This is a genomic window from Actinomadura litoris, from assembly GCF_009733595.1.
Taxonomy (GTDB): domain Bacteria; phylum Actinomycetota; class Actinomycetes; order Streptosporangiales; family Streptosporangiaceae; genus Spirillospora; species Spirillospora litoris.
This window is the reverse complement of record NZ_WOFH01000005.1, coordinates 594,353-614,524: the sequence shown is the minus strand read 5'-3', so window position 1 is coordinate 614,524 and position 20,172 is coordinate 594,353. Positions and strand designations below refer to the sequence as shown.

Below are 20,172 nucleotides of genomic sequence, written 5' to 3'. Positions count from 1 at the left end.
GTAAACCCGCGCCCCCGACACGTCAAGACGGAACGTCTCGTCTTACGCTCTGCCGCCCCCCGGTCACCCCGCCACGCGACGTCGATCGGAAATACGGCAAAGGAATGCGCGCCATCTCGCGCTGATCTTGCCGGAAGCGGGCCTATCCCCGGCTGGGACACGAACCCGGCCCACTAGATGATCTTGCAAAGGCCGGAAGCGGCCCTTCAAAAATGGCCGGTGCTATTGCAGGATCGAGGCAGTAGCGGATTGAACACAGCAAGGAAGTCTGGAGGACAGAGTCCGTGCGCTACGAAGCTCCCGTCCGTGAACTCGCCGCCACCACAGGCAGGCATCCCGCCCTCGACAACGACTTCTACCGGCACTGGCGATCGGGACCGCTCCCCTATCCGCAGGTCAGCGTATTCGCCCACGAGTTCTACGCGCGCACCGTCAACACCGCGGTGATGGTGGCGCTGTCGGTCCTGCACACCGAGGACCTGGCCGCCCGGGTCGAATGCGTGAAGAATCTGTACTCCGAATACGGCAACGGCGACGCCGCGAAGGCGCACCTGCTGCTGCTCGAACAGTTCCTGACCGATCTGCTCTCCCGCCTCGGCGACCGACCCCACGGGGCCGGCGACCTGCGGGGCTCGGATCCGCTGCCCTCCACCAGCGCGTTCAGCGCCGGCCAGCGGGCCCTGTTCACCGACGAGGACCAGCGGGTCGTGCAGGGCGCCCTGCTCGGGCAGGAGCACCTGGCCTACTCCATGCTGGTGCGGCTCTACGAGGGCGTGCGCAACTACAAGCACCTCTACGGCGAGGACGAGTTCCACGAGTCCTGCGAGTACTTCTACATCCATATCGGCGAGGCCGAGAAGGAGCACAAGGAACAGGCCGTCGTGTCCGCCGCGCGGGTCTGCCGGGACGACGCCGACCTCGCGCGCGTCCGGAAGGGCTTCGACGGCTTCCTCGACCTGACCGCCGAGTACTGGGCGGGCGTCCACGGCGCGATGCTCGCCGCCTGACCCCGATCAGGGCGAGGACCCGATGACGATCGCCCGGTGGGCACCCGCGCTGGTCCTCGCCCAGATCACCAGCCTCCAGGTCGGCGCCGCCGTGGCCACCCGCCTGTTCGACCACATCGGCACGTGGGCCACGGTGTCGCTGCGCGTGCTGTTCGCCGCGCTCGTGCTCGCCGTCCTGCCGGGCAGGCGGCTGCGGCGGATCGGGCGCGGCGACCTGCCCGCGATCGCCGCCTACGCGCTCGTCGTCTCCGGCATGAACCTCGCCTACTTCTCCGCGATCGGCCGCGTCCCGCTCGGCGTCGCCACCGCGATCGAGCTGCTGGGCCCGCTCGCCATCGCGCTGCTCGCCGCGCGCGGAGCGGTCGACATCGCCTGGGTCGCGCTCGCCCTCGCCGGGCTCGCGCTGCTCACCACGCCGGGCGGCACGTCCCGCACCGGGCTGGCGTTCGCGGTCGCGGCGGCGGCCTTTCGCGCCGGTTATGTCCTGCTCACCCGCTCGCTGGGACGCCGTCACCACGACCGGACCGGGCTGGTCGCCGCGCTGCTGCTCGCGGTCCCCCTGTGGCTGCCCGTCGGCACCGCCACCGGGGGTTCGCGGCTGCTGGACGCCGCCGTCCTGGTCCTCGCGCTCGCCGTCGGCCTCTTCTCGTCCGCGATCCCCTACAGCCTCGACCTCGTCGCGCTGCGCCACGTCTCCCCGCACACGTTCGGCATCCTGCTCGGCCTCAGCCCGGTCATCGGGCTCGGCGTCGGCTACCTGGCGCTCTCCCAGACGCCCGGGGGCCGCCAGCTCGCGGGCATGGCGCTGATCTCCGTCGCGGCGGTCGGCGTCGTCCGGCGGACCCCGCCCTCCCCCGCCGCCCCGGCCGAGGCCCGGAGACGAGCCGGGAACCGGCCGCCGCGATGACGGCCGGTTCCCGAACCGGGGCGCTCCCCTGGTCAGCTCGCGAGCGGGGTGTTCTGGTAGGCGCTGATGAGCCATTCCCCGTTCTGCTTGACCAGCAGCCAGGTGGCCCGGATCGCCTCCTTCTCCGACGGCTCGGTGTCGCCCGGGTGCAGGACGCCGCCCTTGTTGATGAGCAGCACGATGCTGTCGGAGAGCGGCTTGATGAGCTGCGGCGAGCCGGTGACGGTCGTCCCCTTCAGCTCGCCCTCGTAGAGCCCGGCCATGTGGGCGCGGATCTCCTCGCGGCCCTTGAGGAAGACCCCGCCGGGCAGGACGAGCGTCCCGTCCTCGGCGAAGACCTTGGCGAAGGCGCCGGCGTCGTTCTTCGCCCACGCGGCGACGATGCGGTTGGGCACCTGCTGGACTTCCATCAGGTCAATGGACATGGCGTGCCTTTCTCGTGGAATGGGGGGCGCCCGGCCGGGCGGTCAGACGCCTTCGGCCGCGTTGAGCTCGGCGTAGAAGGGGCATTCGAGGTCGCGTTCGAAGGGGGCGAAGGTGTCCCACCGGGACACCTTGCGAAGCTCCTGGTTGAGCTCGCTCTTGCTCCACAGGTCACCGCTGAGCAGGCGGACCACCCACGGGTTGTCGTACCAGCGCAGCTCTTCGCGGTCCAGGCCGATGGCCTCCAGGTAGGGGCGGACGTTGTAGCCGTGCTCGTAGTAGGCGTGGATGATGCGCGAATAGGTGTCGTAACCCGTCTTGAGGAAGTTGCTGTAGGCCGTCTGGAGTTCGACCGTGCGGCCCGGCTCCTTCAGCAGCGTGTCGATGGTCTCCGCCGCGCGCACCCCGGTCGCGGTCGCCAGCAGCACGCCGCCGGAGAAGATCGGGTCGAAGAAGCAGGCGGCGTCGCCGACCATGAACCAGCCGGGCCCCGCGACCGTGTCGGCGTAGTAGCAGTAGTCGGTCTCGACGTGCACCTCGCCGGGCGAGGTGCCCTCGATCCGCTGGATGATCCGCGGCACGCGCTGGACGTGGTCGTCCAGCAGCGCGGCGGGGTCGCCCTCCTGGAGCACCTCGCGCCGCATCACCGACCCGACGCTGATGACGTCCTCGCGGATCGGGATGGCCCAGATCCAGCCGTCCTTGTGGCGGCCGATCTGGATGTCGCCCTTGTACCCGGGGTTCTTCGACTCGTCCAGGTTCGCGAAGTGCCGGAACACCGCGACCATGCGCAGCCGGTCCACGTAGTGGCGCAGCCCGAACGACTTGGCGATCTTGCTGCCGCGGCCGCCCGCGTCCACCACCCACTCGGCGCGGACGGTGTGGGAGACCCCCTCGTGCTCGTAGCGCACGCCGACGACCCGGCCGTCCTCCTGGACGAGGTCGTGGACGGTCGCCTCCTCGATGAGCTGCGCGCCGTGCTCCTGGGCGAAGTCGGCGAGCATCTTGTCGAAGCGCTCGCGCTCCACCTGGTACGCCGAGGGGTAACGGCCCGGCCCCTGCTTGGCGAAGGGCACCCGGCCGAACCGGTGGGGGGAGGGCCCGCTGAACTCCGCGCCGTGCTTGGGGACGAATCCCTGCTCCTTGACGCGCTCCAGCAGCCCGAGCCGCTCGAAAAGGGCCATCGTCGGCGGCAGCAGCGACTCACCGATGTGGAAACGCGGCAGCGCACGGGCTTCCAGGACCAGCACAGATCGGCCCGCCTGGGCGAGTCTGGTCGCCGTCGAGCACCCGCCCGGGCCCGCGCCGATGACCACGACGTCGACGCTCTCCGGGTGGTTTTGGCGGTCGGTCATGTGCTTCCTCCTGTAAATAGCGAAGCAGTGCGGAACATGCGCCCTACCGACCTCAGTATTGGATGAAGCACGCATTCCCCCTTCTCCAGGAGTGCGCTGGAACCGCGAATTCCAAAGGGCACACGAGAAGATGCGGATTGGGGGTGGAGTTCCTATCCTGCGGCGCTCCGCGAGGAGGTCGCCGCCGCGCCGGGCCTGGTCGGCCGCGCCTCGGCGGCCCCGCGGCCACACCCAAACCCCTTTCGGCGCCCCTCCGCGCCCCGACCGGAACCCCCAAGAAGTGATCAATGACACGTTTGAAGCCGTGCGCGATCATTGCGATCCGCGCCGTCATCTCGCCTCTGACCTGCGGACTTCCAGGAAACGAGGATCGCGCCGGGGCGGGGCGCCATCGACGCCCACTAAATGATCTTGGTGATTGGTGCGGTGACTTTCTCCGGCGACCGCCGTCTCAATCAACGACACGCCGCGTACGGCGCGCGGCGGTATGCAGAAGGAGGACCGGGATCTTGTTCGACAAGACCAGAGTCACCAGCGGGAACAGGCTCCTCGCCAAGCTCGGCGTCGGCGGGGCGCTGGCGCTCGGCCTGGCCGTCACGGCCCTGTCGGGACCGGCCCAGGCCGCCGCCGCGGCGACCGTCACCGTCACCCCCGCCTCGGGGCTCCAGGACGGTCAGACGGTCGCGCTGTCGGCGACGGGCCTGACCCCGAGCGCCGCCCAGCACCTCGGGGAGTGCACGCTCACCCCGTCCGGTGTGCCCGCCTGCCTCGACCTCGGGACGCTCTCGTCCGAGGCCGACGGCACGCTGAACACCTCGCTGGTCGTGCACAAGACCTTCGCGGCCAAGATCGGTGACACCCCCTACGGCACGGTGGAGTGCGGCACCGCCACGCCGTGCTTCATCGGCGTCTCCGACGACGGCGGCCAGGGCGGCGTCGGCGGCGGCGCGGAGATCTTCTTCCAGTAACCCGGATCTGGTCCCACCAGCTCCCCAGCCCGAGGCCGGGCCGCTCCCGTACGGCCCGGCCTCACCCTGCGGCCGGAACCGGGCGCCTCAGCCGGACGCGCTCACGTTCCCGGCGACGGCCGTGGTCGGCCCGGTGACCGCCGTGGGCGGCGGGGCGACCGCCGGGGCCGGCGCGGCGGGCGCCGTCCACACCGACGCGACGCCCGCCATCCAGCGGTGGCAGTCGCGCGGGATGGCGCCGGCGAGCCCGTTCAGCCGGCGGTACTCGCCCGGCGACAGCCCGACGGCCTCGCTGAACCCCGCGACGAAGGCGTCGGCACCCGGATAGCCCACGAGACGGGCGATCTCCGCGACCGGACGCGGCGAACCCAGCAGCAGGCGCTTGGCCTCCTGGATCCGCATGGCGGACAGGAACCGTCCGGGCGACATCCCGGTGATCCGCTGGAAGGCGCGGGAGAAGTGGAATCTGCTGAACATCGTGGCGCGCGCCAGGTCGTCGACGGTGATGTGCTCCCCCAGTTTCTCCCGCATGATCTCGATCGCGTCCTCGACCGCCCGCTCGGTGGCGGCGTCAACGGGATCATCGGCCTCCCGGCCCCAGCGCGGATTCATCACATCACCCAGCCCGTCGTCCATGTGCCTTCCATTGCCGATCTACCAGGCTCCGACCTTCAAAGGGTCTGGATCTTCGCCTCCCGGATTCACCGCCGCGGAATTCCCATTGGCGGCCCGATCTTTATGTAGAAACGATTTCAGCGGCGCGGGCGCAGCCGTCGCCCTCGGGCTCGACCAGGGATCCCGCCGAGGGTCTGCCCACGTCAGAATGGGTCGACTTCGCATTGATCGGCCAATGAATTACCCCCCACTCCGCACTCGGGCCAGGGCCGTCATTCGCGCTCGACCGGAACCAGTAATCAGTACCTCACCACTTGTAACATCACACCGTGATGCACCGGTTATGGATCACGATGGTTACCGACGAGTTTCGCCCGGCCCTTTTCTCCCACAAGATACATCCATGTCACCGCCCTTCCGCAAGTACGGGAGAGCGCCATTCCCGGCCAAACAATGCGTTCTGACCGAAGGGGTGAGAGTCCGCTTGCCTGGGCCTTGACAGCCCTGGGCCGATGTGCCGCGAGCGCCCGCCGGACGCACCGGAGCGGGCGGCCGGCGGGCCGCATTCTGGAGGATGGAGGCGCCGTCGGGTCGGGCCAAGGATGTGCGGGGGAAGCCGTCTCCCACGACGCGAGGGGTTGTGACCCATGGCCTTGTCACCCGCGGAACCAGCCGGCCAGGCGAGTCAGGCGAGCCCGGCCGAGCTGCCCGAACCGGCCAGGCCGGCGAACCTGGCCGAGCTGCCGACCTACCCGATCGCCCGGGAGTGCCCCTACCGGCCCTCCACCGGCCACGAGCCTCTCATGGCCGCCGGCCCGCTCACCCGGGTCCGCCTCTACAACGACCGCACGGCCTGGCTGGTCACCGGCGCCGCCGAGGCCCGCGCGCTGCTCTCGGACTACCGGCGGGTGTCGATCCGCAACCGCGGCCCGGGCTATCCCCTGCTCAACAAGGAGATGGAGAAGGTCGTCGACTCCGGCTACGCCGACGTCCTGTTCGGCGTCGACCCGCCCGAGCACACCAAGCAGCGGCAGATGATCATGTCGCCGTTCACGCTGCGCCGGACGGCGCGGCTGCGCCCGGAGATCCAGGCCATCGTGGACGGCAAGCTCGACGAGATCGAGCGGCACGGCGCGCCCGCCGACCTCGTGCCGATGTTCGCCCAGCCCGTCCCGTCGATGGTCATGAGCCTGCTGCTCGGCGTGCCCTACTCCGACGCCGCCGAGTTCGAGACCCCGGCCCACAAGCTGTTCGTCCCCGAACTCGCCGAGGAGGCCACCCAGGAGCTGGGCGAGTACCTGGACCGGCTCATCCAGCGCAAGCAGGACGACCGGGACAACGACACGACCGGCCTGCTGGACGACCTCGTCGCCAAGCACCTCGCCACGGGCAACATCACCCGCGACGAGCTCGTCCACATCGCGATGTCGATGCTCGTCGCCGGGACCGACACGACCACCAACGTCATCTCGCTGGGCACGCTGGCGCTGCTGGACAACCGCGACCAGTGGGAGGCGCTCTGCGCCGACCCGTCGCTGATCCCGGCCGCGGTCGAGGAGATCCTGCGCTATGTGTCGCTGGTCGAGGCGTTCGCCCGGGTCGCCACCGAGGACATCACGCTCGGCGACACCACGATCAGGCGCGGGGACGGCATCCTGATCAGCTGCGCGGGGGTCAACTTCGACGCCGGCAACGTGCCCGAGCCCGCGAAATTCGACATCCACCGCCCGGCCAAGCCGAGCTTTTCCTTCAGCCACGGCATCCACCGCTGCCCGGGCGACAACCTCGCCCGGCTGGAGCTGGAGATCGCGTTCCACACGCTCACGCAGCGCTTCCCGACGCTGCGGCCCGCCGTCCCGATCAGCGAGATGGAGAGCAACAACAACGACGGCACGCTCCAGCGCCTCTACTCCTTCCCCGTGACCTGGTGAAGCGCGCGACCCGGTACTGACGCGTGACCCGGTGACACGAGAAAGGACAGGGCATGTCACACCCGCACGGAACCGCCACCGCGCAGGCGGAGCGGATCCCGCTCTCGCTCCAGCAGGACTTCCTGCGGCTCATCGACTCCGGCACCGACGCCGGGCCGTTCGGCCCCTGGTACACGATCGTGGGCGGCTGGCGGCTCTCCGGCCCGCTCGACGTCGCGACCCTCCAGGGCGCGCTGGACGACCTGGTGGTGCGGCACGAGTCGCTGCGCACCTCGCTCGTCCGCGACGGCGAGGACTCCTGCCAGGTGGTGGGCGGGCCGGGGTCGCCGAGCCTGACCGTCCACGACCTCTCCGGGCAGGGCGGGTCGCGCGACCTCCAGGCGGAGGAGCTGGTCAACGAGGTCGAGTCGACGCCGTTCCCGATGGAGCGGACGCCGCTGATCGGCGCGGTCCTCGGCCGGTTCGACGAGCGCGACGCGGTGCTCGCGCTGGCCGCGCACCACACGGCCGTCGACGGCTGGTCGATGCAGCTCGTCGTGCGGGACCTGGCCGAGCTGTACGCGGCGCGGCGCGCGGGGCGTCCGGCCGTCCTGCCCGATCCTGGGCAGTACCGCGAGTTCGTCGCGTGGCAGCGGGAGTACGAGCGCGGCCCGGCGGCGGAGGCGTCGCGCGCGTTCTGGCGCGACACCCTGCGCGGCGCGCGGATCACGCCGGTCCCGACCGACCACGCGCGCGGCGCCGGGCTGCCCGCGGCGACGTCCTGGCACCGGTTCCTGCTGGCCGAGGACTTCCGCACCGCCGTGCTGCGCCTGGCCCGGACGACGCGCACCACGCCGTTCATGGTGCTGCTGGCCGCCTACGCCCTGCTGCTGCGCGAGCGCGGCGGGGGCGAGGACATCGTCGCGCCGACGTTCACCCCCGGCCGGATGCAGTCGCGGATGCTCGACACCGTCGGCTCGTTCTACAACTTCGTCCCGCTGCGGGTGGACCTGGCGCCCTGCCGGACGTTCGCGGACGTGCTCGCCGCGGTGCGGCGGACCTGCCTGGCCGCGCACACGCACGAGCTGCCGTTCAACGACATCCTCGCGGCGGCCCCGGAGCTGCTGGACGCGGCGGGCACCGACCGGACCGCCGACCTCGCCTTCCAGGTCGTCCAGTCGCCGCTGATCATGGCCGACCAGGCCGTCGGCGACCTGTCCTACACCGCGATGCGGCGCCGGATGCTGCCGCAGCCGGTCGGTTCCGCGCTGCCCGACGGCGCGCTGTGGAACCTGGAGCTGAACGCCCCCGGAATCGTCGGCAGCGTCGGCTATCTCAGCAACCTTTTCACCAGCGAGTCGATGGTCGAGCTGACCATCGATTTCCAGCGCGTCCTGTCGCGGGTGCTCTCCCGTCCGGACCAGGAACTGAAGAACCTCTAACGAACACCTAGCGAAAAGGGGAGCGGAATGGCCACGCCGGAACCGGCAAGCCTGGCCCTGCGCGGGGTCGCCTACGACACCGGGACCAACTTCAGCACGGGCCAAGGCGAACTGTCGCGGATCATGTGGAACGAGGACCACATGGTCGAGGAGATCTCCCTCATCAGCGACCAGTTGAACTGCAACGCCGTCACCGTCTACGGCACCGACCACTCCCGGCTGGCCGCGACCGCCTCCGCGGCCCTCGACAACGGGCTGCGCGTGCGGCTCCAGCCCCGGCTGGTCGACCACACCCAGGACGAGATCCTCGACCACCTCGCCGAGGGGGCGCGCCTGGCGCAGGCGCTGCGCGCCGACGGCGGCGACGTCGAGCTGACGGTCGGCGCCGTCCACCTGATCTTCACGCCGGGCATCGCCCCAGGCCACCCCTACCACCAGCGGATGGCCAACGCCTACGCCGACCTTGACCACTACCTGCTGGAGCCCGACGGGCGCATCGACTTCACCGAGGCGGCGGGCCCGCTCAACGACTTCCTCGGACGCGCCGCCGCCACGGCCCGCTCGATCTTCGACGGCCCGCTCAGCTATTCGGCCGCGCCCTTCGAGCAGGTCGACTGGACGCCGTTCGACAGCATCGGGCTGATGTACCAGTACCTGCCGACATATCTGCCCGCGGCGGCCGACCACATCAGCCTGATCAGCCCCTACCGCAAATGGAACAAGCCGATCGACATCGCGGAATACGGAACCGCCACCTACACCGATGCCGAGAAGATGGCGTTCCGTTTCTACGACATCGTCGACCGCTACCAGGATCCGCCCCGCGTGCTGGATACCTACACCCGCGACGAGAGCGCGCAGGCCGCCTACCACCTGAAGATGCTCGGCATTTTCCAGGAGGCCGGGGTCCGCGGCGCGACCGTCTCCGAACTCGTCCACCCGACGCATCCGCACCATTTCGACCCGAGCCTCGACCTGGACACCGCCAGCATGTGCATCGTCAAGACGATCCGCGACGACTTCGCCGACGCGGGCTCCGACTACCGCCTGGAGCCCAAGGAGTCGTTCCACGCCATCGCCGACCACTACGCCCACATCGGCTTCCAAGAAGCGCACCGCTGACCGCCGGCAGGAGGACCCCATGACGGCCACACCCGTCGACCCCAGCCCCACCGGCGACCTGCCGGACTACCCGCTCACCCGCGAATGCCCCTACCGGGCGCCGGACGGGACCGCCGCGCTGCACGCCGCCGGGCCGCTCCAGCGCGTCCGGCTCTACGACGGCCGGACGACCTGGCTGGCCACCGGCCCCGCCGAGGTGCGCGCGCTGCTGTCGGACAAGCGCATGTCCAGCCGGTCGGGCTTCCCCGACTACCCGGTCCTGGACCCGCGGCACCTGCACATGCGCGGCACCAGGGAGATGGCCAAGGAGGAGGAGGGCGGCTTCGCGGGCGCGCTGTTCGGCGTCGACCCGCCCGAGCACACCCGGCAGCGGCAGATGCTGCTCCCCCACTTCACGGCCCGGCGCGTCGCGGCGCACCGTCCCGAGATCGAGCGGATCGTGGACGAGCGGGTGGACGCGCTGCTCGCGCAGGGCCCGCCCGCCGACCTGATGACCGCGTTCGCCGCGCCGGTGCCGATGATGGTGGTCTGCGCGTTCCTCGGCGTCCCCTACGAGGACCGGGACCGGTTCGAGAAGCCGGCGCGGGAGCTGTTCGACCCCGACCGGGCGGACGCGGCGATGGAGGAGCTGACCGGCTACCTCACCGACCTCGTCGGCGACGGGCGGGCGAACCTGCGCGAGGGCCTGCTGACCGAGCTGCTCGACTCCGAGGTCGCGGAGGGGCGGATGGCCCCCGGCGAGCTCGTCCAGTTCGCGTTCGCGATCCTCGTCGCGGGCACGGTCACCTCCACCAGCGCGATCGCGCTGGGCACGCTGGCCCTGCTCGACACCCCCGGCCAGTACGAGGCGCTCGTCGAGGACGAGACGCTGATCCCGGCGGCGGTCGATGAGATCCTGCGGCACACCTCGCTGGTCGAGCAGCTCGCGCGGGTCGCCACCGAGGACATCGAGATCGCGGGGCAGGTCATCAAGGCCGGTGACGGACTGCTGGTCAGCTTCGCCGGGGCCAACCTCGACCCGAGCGTGACCGGCCACCCGGGCGCGCTCGACATCACGCTGCCGCCCGACCACCACTTCGCGTTCGGCTACGGGCTGCACCGCTGCCTCGGCCACAACCTGGCGCAGCTGGAGCTGCGGATCGCGTTCCGCGCGCTCACCAAGCGCCTGCCCTCGCTGCGCCCGGCCGTCCCGGTCGCCGAGATACCCGCCTTCAACGACGCCACCGTCCAGCGACTGCTGGCGTTCCCCGTCACCTGGTGAGGACCGTCATGCCGGACAGACAGACGATCGCCGTGATCGGGCTCGGATACGTGGGGCTGTGCGTCGCCACGGCGCTCACCGACGCGGGCTTCGACATCATCGGCGTGGACAACGACCCGGACCTCGTCGCCGACCTCGGCGCGGGCGTCGTCCGCTCGCAGGAGCCCGGCGTCGCGGGCGCGGCGCGGCGCGCCCTGGACGAGGGGCGCCTGCGCGCCACCACCGACTACGCCGCCGTCGCCGAGGCCCCGGTCGTGCTCATCGCGGTCGGGACGCCCATCACCGACGCCATGACGCTCGCCGAGGACCAGCTCCGCGGCGCGTGCACGGAGCTGGCCCGCCACCTGCGCGAGGGCCAGCTCGTCATCTGCAAGAGCACCGTGCCGCCGGGCACGACCCGCGAGCTGGTGCTGCCGCTGCTCCAGGCGGGCGGCCTGGTCGGCGGGCGCGACTTCCTGCTGGCCTTCAGCCCCGAGCGGCTCGCCGAGGGCACGGCGCTCACCGACCTGCGCACGCTGCCGATCGTCGTCGGCGGGCTCGACGAGCGCAGCACCACCGAGGCGATGGCGTTCTGGCAGAAGGCCCTGAACGTGCAGGTGATCCCGCAGGACTCGCTGGAGTCCGCCGAGATCGTCAAGCTCGCCGACAACTGGTGGATCGACCTGAACATCGCCCTCGCCAACGAGCTGGCCCAGTTCTGCTCGCTGTTCGGGGTCGACGTGCTCGACGTGATCGCCGCCGCGAACTCCATCACCAAGGGCAAGGGCAGCGTCAACATCCTGATGCCGAGCGTCGGGGTCGGCGGGTCGTGCCTGACCAAGGACCCGTGGATGGTGTGGCAGACCGCCGCCTCGCGCGGGCTGGAGATCCACACCCCGCAGGTCGGACGGCGGGCGAACGCGGGGATGCCCGCCTACACCGCCCGGCTGATCCTGGACGACCTGCGCGAGCGCGGCAAGGACCCGGCGGAGTCGACGGTCGCGATCCTCGGCCTGGCGTTCAAGAACAACACCGGCGACCTGCGGGCGACCCCCGTCCGCGACGTCGTGGCCGAACTCCTCGGCGCGGGCGTCGCGGTGCGCTCGCACGACCCGCTCGTGGACCCCGACCAGGCCGAACGGCTCGTCGGGACGCGGCCGGCCGCGTCGCTGGAGGACACCGTCCGCGACGCCGACTGCGTCGCAGTCCTGGCGCTGCACGAGCGGTTCACCGGCATCGACTTCGCCGCGCTGCCCGTCGCCGCCTCCTGCCTGCTGCTGGACGGCCGCGCCTACTACTCCAAGGAGAAGATCGCCATGCTTCGCGAGCTGGGCTACCGGTACCGGGGGATCGGGCGATGAGCGCCCCGCACGCGGTCGTCACCGGGGGGGCGGGCTTCATCGGCAGCCACCTGGTGGAGCGGCTGGTCGCGAGCGGCCACCGGGTGACGGTGTTCGACGCGGCCGAGTCCCCCGCCGACTCGCGCGCCGCCGGTCAGGTCAGCGAGCACGTCAGCGGGGACGTCCGGGACCGGGACGCGCTGGGCAGGGCGATCCGGCCCGGCGTGGACGTCGTCTACCACCTGGCGGCCTCGGTGGGGGTGGACCAGTACCTCGCCCGGCCGCTGGAGGTCATCGACATCAACGTCACCGGCACCAGGAACGTCCTGGACCTGGCGGCCAAGGCCGGGACGCGGCTGGTCGTCGCCAGCACCAGCGAGGTGTTCGGCAAGAACCCCAACGTGCCCTGGCGGGAGGACGACGACCGCGTCCTCGGCCCGACCACCACCGACCGGTGGGCCTACTCCTCCAGCAAGGCGCTGACCGAGCACCTGACGTTCGCGTTCGCGCGCGCCCACGGCCTGGACGCGACGATCGTCCGCTACTTCAACGTCTACGGGCCGCGCCAGCGCCCCGCCTACCTCGTCAGCCGCAGCGTGCACCGGGCGCTGAACGGGCTGCCGCCGATCGTCTACGACCAGGGCAAGCAGACCCGCTGCTTCACCTTCGTCGACGATGTCACCGAGGGCACGTTCCTCGCCGGGACGCACCCGGACTCGCCCGGCGAGGCCATCAACGTCGGCGGCACGACGGAGACCACGATCACCGACGCCGTCCACCTCATCACCGAGCTGACCGGGACCGAGGCGCCGACGATCCCGGTCGACACCTCGCGGTCGTTCGGCGCGACCTACGAGGACCTGCCGCGCCGCGTCCCCGACAACACCAAGGCCCGCGAGCTGCTCGGCTGGACGCCGCGCACCACGCTGCGCGAGGGGCTGGCCCGCACGATCGAGTGGGCCCGCGCGAACCCGCGCTGGCTGGCGCAGCTCGACAGCGGCGCCACCTGAGCCTCACGGGACCTGAGCCTCACGGGCCGGACGGACGCTCCTGGACGACCCAGTGGTTTCCGTCCGGGTCGGTGAAGGAGGCCATGGCGCTCCACGGCTCGTCGCTGTAGCCCGGCACCCGCTCGCCGCCCTCGTGGTGCATGACCTCCGACACCGGGGCGCCGGACGCGGTGAGCCGGGCGTGGGTCGCGCGGAGGTCGGGCACGACGACCGTCAGCCCGACCACGGGGTTCGCGCCCTCGACCAGGTGGATCGAGCATCCCGACCCGGGCGGCGTCAGTTGCAGGACGCGCCTTCCGCCGGGGACGACCCTGTCGATGTCGACGTGGAATCCGATCCTGTTCGCGTAGAAGTCCTTCGCCGCGTCCAGGTCGGAGACGGGAACCGGGACAACCTCGATCTTCATCTCCACGAGGGCCATCCTTTGCGCTCGGAAATCGCGATCATAGCGGCGGTGGCGAGCAATCGGGGAGATGTCCGGAACGGCGCGGCCATGGTGCTCTTGGAAAGGCACCAACGACCTTTGGGAGGACGCGGTGGGGGAAATGGTACGGGTCCCCGGAGGCGAATTCCTCCAGGGGTCGCCGCCGTGGCTGCTGGACTGGCTGGACGACAACGACCAGCCGCTGCCCCGCATCTGGTTCGGCGATGAGACGCCCCAGTTCGTCCAGACCCTCGCCCCCTACCGGATCGACCGCCATCCCGTCACGGTCGCCGAGTTCGCCCGGTTCACCGAGAGCACGGGCCATGTCACCGACGCCGAGGCGCGCGGCTACGGCCTCGTCTACACCGAGCGCGGGTGGCAGGAGATCGACGGCGTGTGCTGGCGCGCGCCGGGCGGGCCCGGGACCAGCTCGGCGGAAATGCGGGACCACCCCGTCGTCCATGTTTCCTGGGAGGACTGCGTCGCCTTCGCGGCGTGGGCGGGGAAGCGGCTGCCGACCGAGGCGGAATGGGAGTTCGCGGCGCGCGGCGGCCCGGGATTCCGCATCTGGCCGTGGGGCGACAAGTGGGACACCGGCAACGCCAACACCGCCGAGTTCCACGCCGGGGCGTTGAACACGCTCGCGGCGTGGAAGGCGTGGTGGCGGGCGACGTGCGCGCAGGACGGCCCGGTCCCGCGGACGTCCCCGGTCGGCGCGTTCTCCCCGCGCGGCGACAGCGAGTACGGCTGCGCCGACATGGCCGGGAACGTCTACGAATGGACCTCGACGCTCTCCCACCTCTACGACGCCTCGACCGAATGCGACCCGACGCTGCGGGCGGCCATGGGCCGCTACCGGGTCATCCGCGGGGGCTCCTGGATGAACTTCCGCTACCAGACCCGGTGCAGCGAGCGCATGCACGGCGACCCGACCGGCTGGTCGTCGTTCGCGCACGGCTTCCGCTGCGCCCGGGACGACTGATCAGAAGGACCGGATCAGCCGGGCCAGGTGGCGGCCGGCGATGTGCAGCGGCTCCTCGCTCGCCGAGACGCGGCACAGCAGCTCGGCGCCTTCGAGCGTGCTGAGCACCGAGCACGCCAGCTCGCGCGCGACCTCGTCGGAGATCCCGGCCGCGCCGAGCTTGCCCGCCAGCAGCTCGCGCCACCTCCCCAGCGCCTCCTCCGAGGCGAGCTGGATCGCGGGCGAGCGGCCGATGAACTCCAGCGCGGTCGCGGCGACCGGGCAGCCGTCGGTCCAGTCGGAGTCGCGCAGCGTCCGCGCCAGCAGCCGGGCGCACTCGGCGACGGCCTCGGCGGGGTCGTCGCTGCTGTCGAGCCCGGTGCGGAGCAGGTCGGTGAACTCCTGCGCCCCGTGCCGCAGCGCCTCGACGGCCAGCTCCTTCTTGCCGCCGGGGAAGAAGTGGTACACCGAGCCGAGCGTGGCACCGGCGTCCTGCGCGATGCGCTTGATGCCGGTCGCCTCGTAGCCCTGCCGCTGCATCAGCACGGCGGCGGCGCGCACGATCCGCGTACGGGTGCCGTCGGCGGGGGCGCGGGGGGCCGGAGGTGCGTCCATCGCCTCATCGTACTTGATAGAACGTTCGTTCTAGTGCTACTCATGGACCGTCACTAGAACGAACGCTCTACTTGGAGGCCCGTGATGACCCTGCTGGACGACCACCCCGGATTCCAGCGGATGTTCGCGCCCGGCCGCCTCACCGTCGGCCTGTTCCTGCCCCTGTGGCCCTACTCCGGCGACATGGCGAAGATGTCCGGCCAGGGCGAGGCGGTGAAGCTGGCCGACCGGTCGGGGTTCTCGGCCATCTGGGTCCGCGACGTCCCGCTGACCGTCCCGAGCTTCGGCGACATCGGCCAGGTCTACGACCCCTGGACCTACCTCGCCTGGCTGGCCGCGCACACCAGCGAGGCGGCGCTGGCGGCGGGCAGCGCGATCTTCACGCTGCGGCACCCCATCGACCTCGCCAAGCAGGCGGCCTCCATCGACCACCTGTCGGGCGGCCGGCTGATCCTCGGCGCGGCCAGCGGCGACCGGCCCGCCGAGTTCCCCGCCTACGGCGTGGACTACGAGACGCGGGGCGAGCGCTTCCGCCAGGCGGTCGACATGTTCCGCACGCTGCTGGAGAAGCGCAGCCCGGTCGTGTCGTCCCCGCTCGGCCAGATGCGGGACGTCGATCTGCTCCCGAAGCCGGTCAGCCGCCGCATCCCGATCCTGGTCACCGGGTCGTCCCAGCAGAAGGCGGAGTGGAACGCCGAGCATGCCGACGGCTGGCTCACCTACCCCGGCGACCCCTACACCTCGATGGGCACCAGCGCCCTCGGACGCAGCGCCAAGAAGTGGCGCGACCTCGTCCCCGGCGGGCGGTTCAAGCCCGTGGCCACCAACGAGTGGATCGACCTCGTCGAGGACGCGAACCACCCGCCCACGCCGCTGCGCGCCGGATTCGTCATGCGCACCGGCACCAAGGGGCTCATCGACCTGCTCGGACGCTGGCAGGAGGTCGGGATCAACCACGCGGCGCTCGGCGTCCAGCACGGCTCGCGTCCGGCCGCCGAGGTCGTCGAGCAGATCGCCACCGAGGTGGTCCCGCACTTCCCGGCCCTCACCGGGCCCGCGCCCAAGGCGCCCGTGTGGTGACGGGCGAGGAGCACCGGTGGGCGATGCGGCACCTGGCGACCGGCGTCGTGGCGCTCACCACCCGCTGCCAGGGCAGGCCGCACGCGATGACGATGAACGCCGTGCTCTCGGTCTCGACCGACCCGCCGACGCTGCTGGCGTCGGTCGGCGTCCGGGCCCGCACGCACGAGATCCTTCACCACACCGGCTCCTACACCGTCAACGTCCTGGCCCGCGACCAGCGGGAGCAGGCCGAGCGGTTCGCCGCGAGCGCGCCGATGGAGGCGGACCAGTTCGCGGGGATCCGGTGGCGGCCGACGCTGGCGACGGGGAACCCGCTGCTGCTGGACAGCCTGGTCGCCTTCGACTGCCGGGTGCGGCGGCGCATCCGGCTCGGCGACCACACGCTGTTCGTCGGCGAGGTCGTCGAGGTGATCCCCGCGCGCGTCGCGGAGCCCCCGCTGATCTTCACCGGCGGCGGCTACGTGACGGCGGGCCCGTGACGCGACCGGATGTGGTGCCAGGCCCACCCCGCAGGGGAGGCCAGGCCCATGTCCGGGCGTCCGGCCGCTCCCTAGCGTCGTGGCCATGACCACAGATCACACCGGACCGGCGCTGCCCGGTCGGCGGGCGGCGATGCGAGGGCTCGGACTGGCCGCGGGGGGCGCCGCGCTCGCGGCGGGGCTCGGCGCACCGGAGGCCAGGGCGGAAACGCGCCGGAGGCCGACCACCTACGTCCTCGTGCACGGAACCCACAGCGCCGGGGCCTTCTGGCTCCCGATCGCCCGCGAACTCTCCCTGCGGGGGCACCAGGTCGTCGCGATCGACCAGCCCATGCACGGCGCGGAGGCGTTCGTCCCCGAGTCCTACCAGCGGCAGGACCTCGCGGCCCTCGCCACCGAGCCGTCGCCGCTCGCGGGCCTCGGCCTGGACGACTACGAGCGGCGCGTCACCGGCGTCGTGCGCCGGGCCGCCGCGCTCGGCCCGGTCGTGCTGGTCGGGCACAGCCTGGGCGGCGCCTCGGTCAGCCGGGTCGGCGACGCCGTCCCGCACCTGCTGCACCACATCTGCTACATGGCCGCGTTCTGCCCCAGCCGGAGCATGCCCAGTCCGGACGACTGCACGGCGGCGCCCGAGAACAAGGAGGCGCTCATTCCCTACGACCAGATCATCGGTGATTCCGAGCGGCTCGGCGTGATGCGGCTGAATCCGCGCACGGGCGACGCCAAGGACCTCGCGGCGCTCAAGGCGATGATGTGCGCGGACTATCCCGACGACGCCTTCCGCCGCGTGCTGGGCATGGTCCAGACCGACGAGCCCACCAGGGCCTACGCCGGGCGGGCGGTCGGCCGCGCCGAGACCTGGGGCCGCCTCCCCCGCACCTACCTGCGCTTCGGTGACGACCGCACGATCGCCACCGCGCTCCAGGACCGCATGATCGCCGAGGCCGACGAGCTGACGCCGCGCAACCGGTTCCGCGTCCACGACTTCCCGGGCGCCTCCCACCTCGGCCCGCTCGACCCCGCCCCGGTAATCGACGCCCTGGCCACCCTCGCGCGCTGACACCGAGTAATCAAAAGCGGCTTGGAGGCCCGCCGATATTCGCCCCAAGTGATCGTCCGGCTCAATTCGGCTCGCGCTTGTGAGTCGAATTACCAACCAGGGCGTCCCGGCTTCCGGACCGGGAGTGCGGGCGCCATTATGGGGGCGGTGTGATCTCAGGACGCGCGTGGGGAAGGCAGAGGCGTGGAGCGGTTGCGGCCGGACGATCCAGGACGGGTCGGCCGCTACCGCCTGCTGGCCCGGCTGGGCACCGGCGGCATGGGCGTGGTCTACCTCGGCCGCTCGCCCGGCGGCCGCACGGTGGCGGTCAAGGTCATCGGCGCCCGGCACGCGGGCGAGGCGACGTACCGGGCGCGGTTCGGGCGGGAGATCGGCGCGGCCCGCACGGTCAGCGGCGCGTTCACGGCGCCGGTGCTGGACGCCGACGCGGAGGCGGCGGCGCCCTGGCTGGTCACCGCCTACCTGCCGGGGGTGACGCTGCGCGAGGCGGTCGCCGGGCAGGGCACGCTCCCGGCGGCGGCCGTCCGCACGCTGGCGGCCGGGCTCGCCGAGGCGCTGGTCGACATCCACCGGGCGGGGCTGACCCACCGCGACCTGAAGCCCGCGAACATCATGCTGACCGCCGGGGGACCCCGGGTGATCGACTTCGGGATCGCCCGGCCCGAGGACGCCGTCACGATCACCCGGGTGGGCTTCAACCCGGGCACCCCGGGGTTCATGTCGCCCGAGCAGGCGGCGGGGCGCAGGGTCGGGCCGTCCAGCGACGTGTACTCACTCGGCGCCGTGCTCGCGTTCGCCGCGACCGGCGCCGAGCCGTCCCGCGACGGGGTCGACGCCCGGCTCGGCGACCTGGAGGACGCGTGGCTGCGCGACCTGATCGAGGACTGCCTCCAGCCCGAGCCTGAGCTGCGGCCGTCCGCCGGCGAGCTGCTGGCCAGGCTCGACGGGGCGGGCCCCGCGCACGGCGCCCGGTGGCTGCCGGACGGGATCGCCGCGGCCATCGACGTCCGCGCGCACGAGGCCCGGAACCCGCCCGAGCGCCCGCCCGCCGAGGACGGCGAGCCCCCGGTGAGCAGGCGCGCCCTGCTCGTCGGCGGCGCGGCGGCGGTGGCGTTCGCCGGTACGGGCGCGGCGCTGGTGGCGCTGTCGCGGGGCGAGCGCGGGGGCGGTGGGCGGGCGGCGCCCGGCCCGGCCGCCGGGGCGGCGTCGCCGAGCGTCCGGCCCTCACCGACCCGGCCGCCGCCGCTCGCGGTGCGGCGGTGGAAGGTGGGCGTGGGCGACTACTACCCCGACCTCGCCGCCGCAGGCGGCGTCGTGCTGGCGCACTCCGAGGGCCTGCTGCGCGCGCTCGACCCGAAGACCGGCAGGACCCGCTGGAAGCAGCACTCGTGGGACATCACCCACGTCAGCGTGGACGGCGACGGGGTGTTCCTGTACGACCACTTCGGCGGACGGATCCGCATGGTGCGCGCCTCGTCCGGGACCGAGCGGTGGGGTCATCCGTGGCCGTCCGAGGCGGTCCCGATGTATCCGGTGGCGGGCGAGGACGTGTCCTGCTTCGGCTACGAGACCGTCACCGCCCTGGACGCGCGCACCGGGCGGCGGCGCTGGACCACGCGCGTCGGCGCCGAGATGGGCATCGCCGTGGACGGCGACCTCGTCGTCGCGGCCGACAGGAAAGCGGTGTCCGCCCTGGACGCGGGCACCGGACGGCTCAGGTGGAGGTACCCGGCGACCTGGGCCCACTACCCGCAGGCGTGCTACGGCCAAGTGTTCGTCTGCGACGGCCCCGGCACGGTGCACGCGCTGCGGGCCGACACCGGGGCGCCCGTGTGGAAGCGGCAGATCGGCAATGACGTCTACGAGAGCTCCGGGTTCGCGGCCGGGGCCGGTCTGCTCTACTTCGGGACCGCCGCCGGGGACGTCCTCGCCCTCCGCGCCGCGACCGGTGAGCCGGTGTGGTCGCGGCGGCTGTTCGCGACCACGTCCCGGAACCAGTGGAACGCGCTCGGCGTCGACGGGGGCACGGTGTACGTGGGCTGCGCCGACCACCACGTCTACGCGCTGGACGCGGCCGACGGGCACACGCGGTGGCGGTACCCGGCCGATGTGACCATCCGGACGTCCGCGCCGGTCGCCGTCGGCGGCTCGGTGTTCGTCGGCACCGCCGACGGGTCGGTGCTGGCCCTCACCCCGCCGGACGGGGTCTAG

Annotated in this window: 19 protein-coding genes; 14 read left to right on the top strand and 5 right to left on the bottom strand. The window is 72.0% G+C overall.

Annotation, left to right across the window (positions count from 1 at the left end; translation table 11 throughout):
- The first annotated feature begins 284 nt into the window (after nt 1-284).
- Both GNZ18_RS17545 and GNZ18_RS17540 read left to right on the top strand, forming a co-directional pair.
- The gene (locus tag GNZ18_RS17545) at nt 285-1,007 is read left to right on the top strand and encodes an iron-containing redox enzyme family protein (protein WP_312874581.1); all 723 of its coding nucleotides are present in this window, start codon (nt 285-287) and stop codon (nt 1,005-1,007) included.
- 22 nt (nt 1,008-1,029) lie between these two features.
- Complete coding sequence (locus tag GNZ18_RS17540; protein WP_156217493.1) at nt 1,030-1,914, top strand: EamA family transporter; 885 nt, start codon at nt 1,030-1,032, stop codon at nt 1,912-1,914.
- Between the two features lie 32 nt (nt 1,915-1,946).
- On the opposite strand, the gene GNZ18_RS17535 is transcribed toward GNZ18_RS17540, so the two are convergent.
- Nucleotides 1,947-2,339 carry an SgcJ/EcaC family oxidoreductase gene (locus tag GNZ18_RS17535; RefSeq protein WP_156217492.1) on the bottom strand — a complete coding sequence of 131 codons (393 nt, stop codon included), beginning with the start codon at nt 2,337-2,339 and terminating at the stop codon, nt 1,947-1,949.
- A gap of 42 nt (nt 2,340-2,381) precedes the next feature.
- Nucleotides 2,382-3,692, bottom strand: coding sequence for an NAD(P)/FAD-dependent oxidoreductase (locus tag GNZ18_RS17530; RefSeq protein ID WP_156217491.1), 1,311 nt, complete (start codon nt 3,690-3,692; stop codon nt 2,382-2,384).
- 509 nt (nt 3,693-4,201) lie between these two features.
- Between GNZ18_RS17530 and GNZ18_RS17525 the strand changes: the two genes are divergently transcribed.
- A complete protein-coding gene (locus GNZ18_RS17525; protein WP_173390796.1) occupies nt 4,202-4,660 on the top strand; it encodes an enediyne antibiotic chromoprotein in 459 nt (152 codons plus the stop codon).
- A gap of 87 nt (nt 4,661-4,747) precedes the next feature.
- Here GNZ18_RS17525 and GNZ18_RS17520 read toward each other — a convergent pair whose 3' ends face one another.
- A complete protein-coding gene (locus tag GNZ18_RS17520) occupies nt 4,748-5,296 on the bottom strand; it encodes a helix-turn-helix domain-containing protein (protein WP_246249896.1) in 549 nt (182 codons plus the stop codon).
- Between the two features lie 626 nt (nt 5,297-5,922).
- Here GNZ18_RS17520 and GNZ18_RS17515 point away from each other — a divergent pair.
- From GNZ18_RS17515 to GNZ18_RS17490, 6 genes are read left to right on the top strand one after another with little or no spacing between them, the layout of a single operon-like run.
- Complete coding sequence (locus GNZ18_RS17515; RefSeq protein ID WP_156217489.1) at nt 5,923-7,206, top strand: cytochrome P450; 1,284 nt, start codon at nt 5,923-5,925, stop codon at nt 7,204-7,206.
- 53 nt (nt 7,207-7,259) lie between these two features.
- Nucleotides 7,260-8,627, top strand: a complete 1,368-nt coding sequence (locus tag GNZ18_RS17510) for a condensation domain-containing protein (RefSeq protein WP_156217488.1) — start codon at nt 7,260-7,262, stop codon at nt 8,625-8,627.
- A gap of 27 nt (nt 8,628-8,654) precedes the next feature.
- Nucleotides 8,655-9,749: a glycoside hydrolase family 113 protein gene (locus tag GNZ18_RS17505; RefSeq protein WP_156217487.1), complete on the top strand. Its 1,095-nt coding sequence runs from the start codon at nt 8,655-8,657 to the stop codon at nt 9,747-9,749.
- A 19-nt stretch (nt 9,750-9,768) separates the two neighbouring features.
- Nucleotides 9,769-11,010, top strand: coding sequence for a cytochrome P450 (locus GNZ18_RS17500; protein WP_156217486.1), 1,242 nt, complete (start codon nt 9,769-9,771; stop codon nt 11,008-11,010).
- Nucleotides 11,011-11,018: 8 nt separating this feature from the next.
- A complete protein-coding gene (locus GNZ18_RS17495) occupies nt 11,019-12,350 on the top strand; it encodes a nucleotide sugar dehydrogenase (RefSeq protein ID WP_156217485.1) in 1,332 nt (443 codons plus the stop codon).
- A complete protein-coding gene (locus GNZ18_RS17490; RefSeq protein ID WP_156217484.1) occupies nt 12,347-13,339 on the top strand; it encodes an NAD-dependent epimerase/dehydratase family protein in 993 nt (330 codons plus the stop codon). The genes GNZ18_RS17495 and GNZ18_RS17490 overlap by 4 nt, the downstream gene beginning before the upstream one ends.
- A gap of 19 nt (nt 13,340-13,358) precedes the next feature.
- On the opposite strand, the gene GNZ18_RS17485 is transcribed toward GNZ18_RS17490, so the two are convergent.
- Nucleotides 13,359-13,745 (bottom strand): VOC family protein, encoded by a 387-nt coding sequence (locus tag GNZ18_RS17485; protein WP_214615382.1) that lies wholly within the window; start codon nt 13,743-13,745, stop codon nt 13,359-13,361.
- A 139-nt stretch (nt 13,746-13,884) separates the two neighbouring features.
- On the opposite strand from GNZ18_RS17485, the gene GNZ18_RS17480 reads away from it, so the two are divergent.
- Nucleotides 13,885-14,745, top strand: coding sequence for a formylglycine-generating enzyme family protein (locus GNZ18_RS17480; RefSeq protein WP_246249958.1), 861 nt, complete (start codon nt 13,885-13,887; stop codon nt 14,743-14,745).
- Here GNZ18_RS17480 and GNZ18_RS17475 read toward each other — a convergent pair whose 3' ends face one another.
- Entirely contained in the window at nt 14,746-15,339 is a 594-nt protein-coding gene (locus GNZ18_RS17475) for a TetR/AcrR family transcriptional regulator (RefSeq protein ID WP_156217481.1), read from the bottom strand.
- A gap of 84 nt (nt 15,340-15,423) precedes the next feature.
- On the opposite strand from GNZ18_RS17475, the gene GNZ18_RS17470 reads away from it, so the two are divergent.
- The 4 genes from GNZ18_RS17470 to GNZ18_RS17455 all read left to right on the top strand — a co-directional run bounded on the left by GNZ18_RS17470 (nt 15,424) and on the right by GNZ18_RS17455 (nt 20,172).
- Entirely contained in the window at nt 15,424-16,419 is a 996-nt protein-coding gene (locus GNZ18_RS17470; RefSeq protein ID WP_156217480.1) for an LLM class oxidoreductase, read from the top strand.
- A complete protein-coding gene (locus GNZ18_RS17465) occupies nt 16,416-16,901 on the top strand; it encodes a flavin reductase family protein (protein ID WP_156217479.1) in 486 nt (161 codons plus the stop codon). Before GNZ18_RS17470 ends, GNZ18_RS17465 begins: the two co-directional genes overlap by 4 nt.
- Nucleotides 16,902-16,986: 85 nt before the next feature.
- Nucleotides 16,987-17,961, top strand: coding sequence for an alpha/beta hydrolase (locus tag GNZ18_RS17460; protein WP_173390795.1), 975 nt, complete (start codon nt 16,987-16,989; stop codon nt 17,959-17,961).
- A 183-nt stretch (nt 17,962-18,144) separates the two neighbouring features.
- Nucleotides 18,145-20,172 carry an outer membrane protein assembly factor BamB family protein gene (locus GNZ18_RS17455; RefSeq protein WP_216651329.1) on the top strand — a complete coding sequence of 676 codons (2,028 nt, stop codon included), beginning with the start codon at nt 18,145-18,147 and terminating at the stop codon, nt 20,170-20,172.

Bases quoted from the DNA above. Each gene is read 5' to 3' on its own strand.
- GNZ18_RS17540 (WP_156217493.1), top strand. From the start codon at position 1,030: ATGACGATCGCCCGGTGGGCACCCGCGCTGGTCCTCGCCCAGATCACC.
- GNZ18_RS17535 (WP_156217492.1), bottom strand. From the start codon at position 2,339: ATGTCCATTGACCTGATGGAAGTCCAGCAGGTGCCCAACCGCATCGTC.
- GNZ18_RS17530 (WP_156217491.1), bottom strand. From the start codon at position 3,692: ATGACCGACCGCCAAAACCACCCGGAGAGCGTCGACGTCGTGGTCATC.
- GNZ18_RS17520 (WP_246249896.1), bottom strand. From the start codon at position 5,296: ATGGACGACGGGCTGGGTGATGTGATGAATCCGCGCTGGGGCCGGGAG.
- GNZ18_RS17515 (WP_156217489.1), top strand. From the start codon at position 5,923: ATGGCCTTGTCACCCGCGGAACCAGCCGGCCAGGCGAGTCAGGCGAGC.
- GNZ18_RS17510 (WP_156217488.1), top strand. From the start codon at position 7,260: ATGTCACACCCGCACGGAACCGCCACCGCGCAGGCGGAGCGGATCCCG.
- GNZ18_RS17505 (WP_156217487.1), top strand. From the start codon at position 8,655: ATGGCCACGCCGGAACCGGCAAGCCTGGCCCTGCGCGGGGTCGCCTAC.
- GNZ18_RS17500 (WP_156217486.1), top strand. From the start codon at position 9,769: ATGACGGCCACACCCGTCGACCCCAGCCCCACCGGCGACCTGCCGGAC.
- GNZ18_RS17495 (WP_156217485.1), top strand. From the start codon at position 11,019: ATGCCGGACAGACAGACGATCGCCGTGATCGGGCTCGGATACGTGGGG.
- GNZ18_RS17490 (WP_156217484.1), top strand. From the start codon at position 12,347: ATGAGCGCCCCGCACGCGGTCGTCACCGGGGGGGCGGGCTTCATCGGC.
- GNZ18_RS17485 (WP_214615382.1), bottom strand. From the start codon at position 13,745: ATGAAGATCGAGGTTGTCCCGGTTCCCGTCTCCGACCTGGACGCGGCG.
- GNZ18_RS17480 (WP_246249958.1), top strand. From the start codon at position 13,885: ATGGTACGGGTCCCCGGAGGCGAATTCCTCCAGGGGTCGCCGCCGTGG.
- GNZ18_RS17475 (WP_156217481.1), bottom strand. From the start codon at position 15,339: ATGGACGCACCTCCGGCCCCCCGCGCCCCCGCCGACGGCACCCGTACG.
- GNZ18_RS17470 (WP_156217480.1), top strand. From the start codon at position 15,424: ATGACCCTGCTGGACGACCACCCCGGATTCCAGCGGATGTTCGCGCCC.
- GNZ18_RS17460 (WP_173390795.1), top strand. From the start codon at position 16,987: ATGACCACAGATCACACCGGACCGGCGCTGCCCGGTCGGCGGGCGGCG.